The following is a 6,015-nucleotide window of genomic DNA, read 5'->3' as shown; positions in this document are numbered from 1 at the left end:
AAAAATGAATAAATGACTGCCTCCCTGACTTCCCCCGCCACCCTGCGCGCCCGCATCGCCGTCATCGACGTCATGCGCGGCCTCGTCATGCTGATCATGCTGTTCGACCATGTGCGCGAAACATTCTTTCTGCACCACCAGGTCAGCGACCCCATGGATGCGGCCCACGTCGATCCGGCACTATTCTTCACGCGCCTGGCCGCCCACGTGTGTGCGCCCATGTTTGTCTTTTTGACGGGCTTGTCCGCCTGGTTGTACGCGCATCCGGCCGCCGGTCCGCGCGGCGCTACCGGTTTTTTGTTCAAGCGGGGCTTGCTGCTGGTCGTGCTGGAACTGGTGTTCGTCAACTTTGCCTGGATGGGTACTTTCACGCCGGCGATCCTGTATCTGCAGGTGATCTGGGTCATCGGCCTGGCCATGATGGCGCTGGCCGTGCTGCATAAACTCCCGTTGAAAGTGCTGGTCGTGCTGGGCGTGGCGATCATCGCGGGACAGCATTTGTTTACCTGGCTGCACGCGGAAGAGGGCAGCCTTGGCTACTATCTGCTGACGGTGTTGCTGCAACGCGGTTATCTGGTCGCTGATGGCGCCATGAAAATCAAGGTCAGCTATCCGCTGCTGCCGTGGATAGGCGTGATCGTGCTCGGCTATGCGGCCGGGCCCCTGTATGCGCGCGGGGTGTCCGCCGAAGGACGTCGGCGCCTGCTGCTGGCGCTGGGCGGTGGCAGCTTGCTGCTGCTGGCCGTGCTGCGCGGCTTTAATATTTATGGCGAAACCCTGCCATGGGTGGCGGGCGACACGGCCTTGCGCACGGCCATGAGCGTGATGAACTTCACCAAATATCCGCCGTCGCTGGACTTCCTGCTGTTCACCCTGGGCCTGGGCTTGCTGGGCATGGCCTGGCTGGAAAGCGTCGATAACTGGTTCACGCGGGCCTGCGCCACCTTTGGCGGCGCGCCCATGTTTTACTATCTGCTGCACCTGTATCTGTTACTGCTCATCGGCACTACCTTGACGGCCGTGCTGGGCGCCAATCACGGCGCCCGCTATGACGTCGAGCACATCTGGCAAGTCTGGCTGATTGCGCTGGCCCTGATGCCCGTGCTGTATTTCCCTTGCCGCGCGTTTGCCAATTACAAGCGCACGTCGAAGCAGGCGTGGGTGCGCTACTTCTAAGCTCGCCTACTTGCAGTAGAGGCGGTCAATGCTGTGCGCCGACGCCAGGTAATGCCGCGTCTGCCAACCGATGGCCACCCGGTAGGCGCACGGTGGATCGAGCGCCACGTTGACGGGGAAGCCGCCGTTGTTGCCCGATAAATGCGGCCCGCCCGCGCCGCCGCGGAACAGGTAATTGCTCGGTGGTGGCGGTGGGGTGAATGTGGCGGCCGGCAGCGGTGGCGGCGGGTGCGTGATGCCGTTGTTGTTGGAAATCGTGATATTGAAAAAGCGCAGATGCGGATGGTCGATCGTGTACAGGATATGCACGAGGCCGCCCGCGATGGGATTGCAGGCATTGCTGCGCAGCTCTTCCAGGTCCAGCGCCACGATGACGGGCGAGTTGTCGAAGACGATGGAATCGAGCCCGTCCGTGGCCACCAGCGCCAGGCTGATGCCGTCGCGCACCTCGAAGCCCAGGCGGTAGCGGCGTATCGGTTCGCTTTCGGCTGCGCTCAGGCTGCGGCCAGCGTCGAGGATGGGCAAGCCGCCCGGCAGCTTGGCCGGATGCAGGCTGGTGATGGCCGGCGTATTCACGGTCAGCAAGTCGAACGTGCGCAGGAAGATGTTGGGCGCCACATTGACGACGGCCGTCGTGCCGTCGCGCATGTCCACGGTGACGGGCTTGCCGTCCACCCGTATCCAGCCACCCGGTTTCAAGTCGCCCGCATCGATGATGACGGGCGCCGAATCGCCGAGGCCCAGTCCATTCGTATAAAACACATAGCCGACGTGCGTGCCGATGATTTGCGTCAACGGCGCCAGGCTGGCGGGCGCGACCGAAGGGATGGCTGCCGGGTCGTCGCTGCCGCCTGGCCAGGACCATTCGCCGATGAGAAAGCGGTATTCAAGCGGGTTGGTGGGAATGGCGCTGTTGCGCAGCGGGCAATTGCCCTTCAGGGTGACACCGCCGGCGAATACATACGAGGCGCCGGGGCCGCCCGCATAGCCTTGCGCGGAAAAGCCGGCCAGCGAGGGAAACGGGTGGATGTCGAAGATTTCCACTTGCTGCCAGTGGGGCACGCCTTCCACGTCGGGCGGCAAGACTTCCCTCGAGCACAATTCCACGCAGAAACAGTGACCCACGTTTTCGCGACCCGGCTGGCGGCCGTTGGCTTGCGTTTCCGACAGGATGGTCACGCTGCCCAGCTGCGCCGTGAAATACACGTCGGGTCCGCTGGCGAACTCCACGTTGATGAACGGCGAGAAGGGCGTCAAGGTGAAGTCCGACGTCAGGTAATCGATGCGGAAGCGCCCGCTGGCGTCCGTGACGGCCTGGCCCAGCGCGTCGTCTTGCAGCCAGTCGGCGTCGAACGCCCGCACTGTTGCGCCGGCGATCGGCGCGTGGGGAGCGTCGCAGGTGCGCAATCGGCCGCAGATGGTCCAGGCGCCGAAGCGGGCGCGCACCAGGCACCAGAAGCGTTGCGGCAGGCAATAGTCCCAGATGGCGAGAAAATCATTGTCGATCTGGCGCCAGCGGGGCTGGATGGTGGTGATGGAAAACTGCAGCGGCACCGGGTCTTTCGGCCCCGGTTTCAATTGCGGCACGGTAGGGCACAGGACGTCGACTTCGACGGCCTCGCCCTGGTAATCGTCGTCCAAAGTGAAACTGTAATTGCCGTCGTCATCCGTGCGTGCTTCGGCCAGCAGGAAAGGCGCTTTCGCCTGCACCTCTTCATCCGTGAGGATGGCGAAGGTTTCCTTGGCGCTGGCCACAGCCAGGGCCGTGACGTTTTGCGACTCGCGCGGCCGGTACAGGCGCACGATGACGTGGGATAAGGCTTCAGGACACTCGGCACAGATCAGGCCGCACAGCTTGCCCCGCAGGATGTAGGCCATGATGGCTCCCTTGCTGATGTGGACGGCGCGCCGCTCGGAATGGCGGCGCTGTTACCAAGCTAGCAAATGAATGGCCGATGGACTTGATCTGGATTAAAGGCGGGCCAGCTATTTAATCAGTGCCAGCACTTCGCGGAAACGCGGATGCTTGCAGTCGCGCAACCATTCAAAGGCCAGCATCTCCACCGTCACCAGATGGGCGCCGAGCTTGCCCAGGCGGGCCAGCGCCGCGTCGCGGCTGGCGGCCTGGCGCGACCCGACGGCATCGATGGCGATGATGACCTCGTAGCCCAGTTCCAGCAAGCCGATGGCCGTCTGCAGCATGCACACATGGGCTTCGCACCCCGTGACGACGATCTGTTTGCGCCCTGGCGGCAGCATCTCCTGCAAGCCATCAAAACAGGCGCCGAAATGCGTCTTGTGCAAGGTCCGTTCGCACAGGGCGGCGATCTCTTCCACGTTCGGCCCAAGCCCTTGCCGGTTCTGTTCCGTGCCCAGCACGGGCACGTCGAGCAGGCGGGCAATCTTTGCCAGGCGCAGGTTTTGCGCCAGCACCAGGCCCGCATCGTGGATGGCCGGCATCAAGCGGCCTTGCAGGTCGACAATGACCAGCACGGCCTGGTTCGCATCCATCAGCATGGCGTTCTCCTTATTAGTATGTGGCGACAGTGTAGCGCGCCGCAGTGTGCTCAAGTTGGCCAGCTGGGCGTGGCCGTTTCGCCCATCAGGTAGGCGTGATTGAGGTCGATGGCGCTGCGCAGGTAATTCCACAGGGCGCTGACCCGGGCGATGTTGCGCCGCTCGCTCGGTGAAATCATCCAGAAAGCGCGCAGCAGGTCGATCTCGCCTTCGAGCACGGGCACCAGTTCGTTCGACTGCTGCGCCACGAAGCAGGGCAAAATCGCCAGCGCCTGGCCCGCGCGCGCCGCGTGGTACTGGGCGATCACGCTGGTGCTGCGAAACGCGCGCAGGGAATCGGGCGCCACGTTGTCCATGTAGCGCAGTTCCGAACTGAAGACCAGATCGTCCACGTAGCCGATGATCGGGTGCTGCGCCAGTTGCGCCACGCTGGTGATCGGCGCGTGGCGCGCCAGGTAGGCTGGCGTGGCGTACAGTTTTAATCGGTAGTCGGACAGCTTCGTCACCACGTACGGGCCGGACAAGGGGCGCTCGATGGAAATGGCCACGTCCGCCTCGCGCTTGGACAGGCTGACGAAGCGGGGCACGGCGATCAGGTCAACGCTGATGTGCGGGTATCGCCCGCAAAACTGCGCCAGGTGGGGCGCCAGCACGATGGCGCCGAAGCCTTCCGTGGCGCCAAGGCGCACCTGGCCCGACAGCAGACGGTTGTGTTCGCCCAATTCCTCGGTGGCGGCAAACACCGTGCTTTCCATGGTTTCCGCGTATTCCATCAGGCGGTGGCCTTCGGGCGTCAGCTGGTAGCCCACGTAATTGCGGTCGAACAGCTGCGTGCCCACCTGCTCCTCGAACTTGCGCATGCGCCGCGACACGGTGGAATGGTCGATGCCCAGCTTTTTCGCCGCATCGACGAGGCCGGCGCTGCGCGTCAGTTCCAGGAAGACCCGTACATTGTCCCAATCGAGCATGGCTGATCCTCTCTGTGCATTTTTGCAAAGGAATTATGCATTAATTTCACTTGAGTGCATATTTTTACACATGCAGAATGCAGATATACATATAAGAAAAACCCTCACCCCTCAGGAGACACGCATGAAAAAAACCGTTCTGGCCATGGGCGCGCTGGCGCTTACCCTGTCCTTTGGCGCGCAGGCGCAGATTTCCGATGGCGTCGTCAAGGTCGGCATCCTGACCGACATGTCCGGCCCCTATTCGGCCATGGGCGGGCGCGGCTCCGTCGTCGCCAGCCAGATGGCCGTCGAGGATTGTCTGAAGGCCGAATGCAAGGGCATGAAGATCGAAATCGTCTCGGCCGACCACTTGAACAAGGCCGACATCGCCGCCTCCAAGGCGCGCGAATGGATAGACCGCGACAAGGTCGACGCCATCGCCGATCTGACCAATTCCTCGGTGGCCCTGTCCGTGCAAAAGCTGATGAAAGAGAAGGGCGGCATCGCCATGTTCAGCGGCCCGGCCACGGGTCGGTTGACCAATGAAGACTGCTCGCCGAACGGCTTCCACTGGATGTTCGACACGTATTCGCAGGCGGCCGGCACGGCGGCGGCATTGACGAAACTGGGACAAAAGTCGTGGTACTTCGTCACCGTCGATTACGCGTTCGGCCACTCGCTGGAAAAAGACGCCAGCGACGTCGTCAAGCGCAATGGCGGCACGGTGCTGGGCGCCGTGCGCCATCCATTGAACGCCTCGGATTTCTCGTCCTTCCTGGTGCAGGCGCAAGGCTCGAAAGCGCAGGTGATCGGCCTGGCCAATGGTGGGGCGGACACCGTCTCCGCCATAAAGCAGGCGCGCGAATTCCGTATCGGCAGCGGCAAGGACCAGCGCCTGGCCGCCTTGCTCGTGTTCCTGTCCGACGTGCACGCGCTGGGCCTGGAAACGGCACAGGGCCTCGTCTACGCGGACGGTTTTTACTGGGATTACGACGACCGCAGCCGCGCGTTCGCCAAGCGTTTCGAGGCGCTCAACAAGGGCGCCAAGCCGACCATGGTGCAGGCGGGCGTGTATTCGAGCGTCTACCACTACCTGAAATCGGTGGCCGCGGCGAAAAGCGACGATTCGAAGATCGTCGCCCAGAAAATGCGCGAACTGCCGATCAAGGACGCCGTCATGAACAACGCCTCGATCCGCCCCGACGGCCGCGTGATCCACGACATGTACCTGGTGCAGGTGAAAACCCCGGCCGAATCGAAAGGCGCGTGGGACTACCTGAAAGTGCTGTCGACTATCCCCGCCGACCAGGCGTTCAAGACTATGGATGCGGCGGCTTGCAACCTCGTTAAAAAATAATTTTCACCCCTAACG

General features: G+C 62.8%; 5 protein-coding genes. 2 read left to right on the top strand and 3 right to left on the bottom strand.

All coding sequences use genetic code 11. The annotated features are described in order from the left end of the window. The first annotated feature begins 12 nt into the window (after positions 1-12). Positions 13-1,176 (top strand): DUF1624 domain-containing protein, encoded by a 1,164-nt coding sequence (locus HWE17_RS28150; protein ID WP_176391075.1) that lies wholly within the window; start codon positions 13-15, stop codon positions 1,174-1,176. Between the two features lie 6 nt (positions 1,177-1,182). On the opposite strand, the gene HWE17_RS28145 is transcribed toward HWE17_RS28150, so the two are convergent. From HWE17_RS28145 to HWE17_RS28135, 3 genes are all read right to left on the bottom strand, one after another. Next, positions 1,183-3,054 (bottom strand): hypothetical protein, encoded by a 1,872-nt coding sequence (locus HWE17_RS28145; RefSeq protein WP_217916923.1) that lies wholly within the window; start codon positions 3,052-3,054, stop codon positions 1,183-1,185. A gap of 108 nt (positions 3,055-3,162) precedes the next feature. After that, on the bottom strand, positions 3,163-3,693 hold the full coding sequence (locus HWE17_RS28140) for an isochorismatase family protein (RefSeq protein WP_035817858.1): 531 nt from the start codon (positions 3,691-3,693) through the stop codon (positions 3,163-3,165). A gap of 50 nt (positions 3,694-3,743) precedes the next feature. After that, positions 3,744-4,661, bottom strand: a complete 918-nt coding sequence (locus HWE17_RS28135) for a LysR family transcriptional regulator (protein ID WP_176391074.1) — start codon at positions 4,659-4,661, stop codon at positions 3,744-3,746. Positions 4,662-4,785: 124 nt separating this feature from the next. On the opposite strand from HWE17_RS28135, the gene HWE17_RS28130 reads away from it, so the two are divergent. Beyond that, on the top strand, positions 4,786-6,000 hold the full coding sequence (locus HWE17_RS28130) for an ABC transporter substrate-binding protein (RefSeq protein WP_099402355.1): 1,215 nt from the start codon (positions 4,786-4,788) through the stop codon (positions 5,998-6,000). Positions 6,001-6,015: the final 15 nt, after the last annotated feature.

The sequence above is a fragment of the Janthinobacterium sp. BJB401 genome (assembly GCF_013372745.1).
Classification (GTDB): Bacteria; Pseudomonadota; Gammaproteobacteria; order Burkholderiales; family Burkholderiaceae_D; genus Janthinobacterium; species Janthinobacterium rivuli.
The sequence above is the reverse complement of the archived record's forward strand: the minus strand, read 5'-3'. Positions and strand labels throughout refer to the sequence as shown.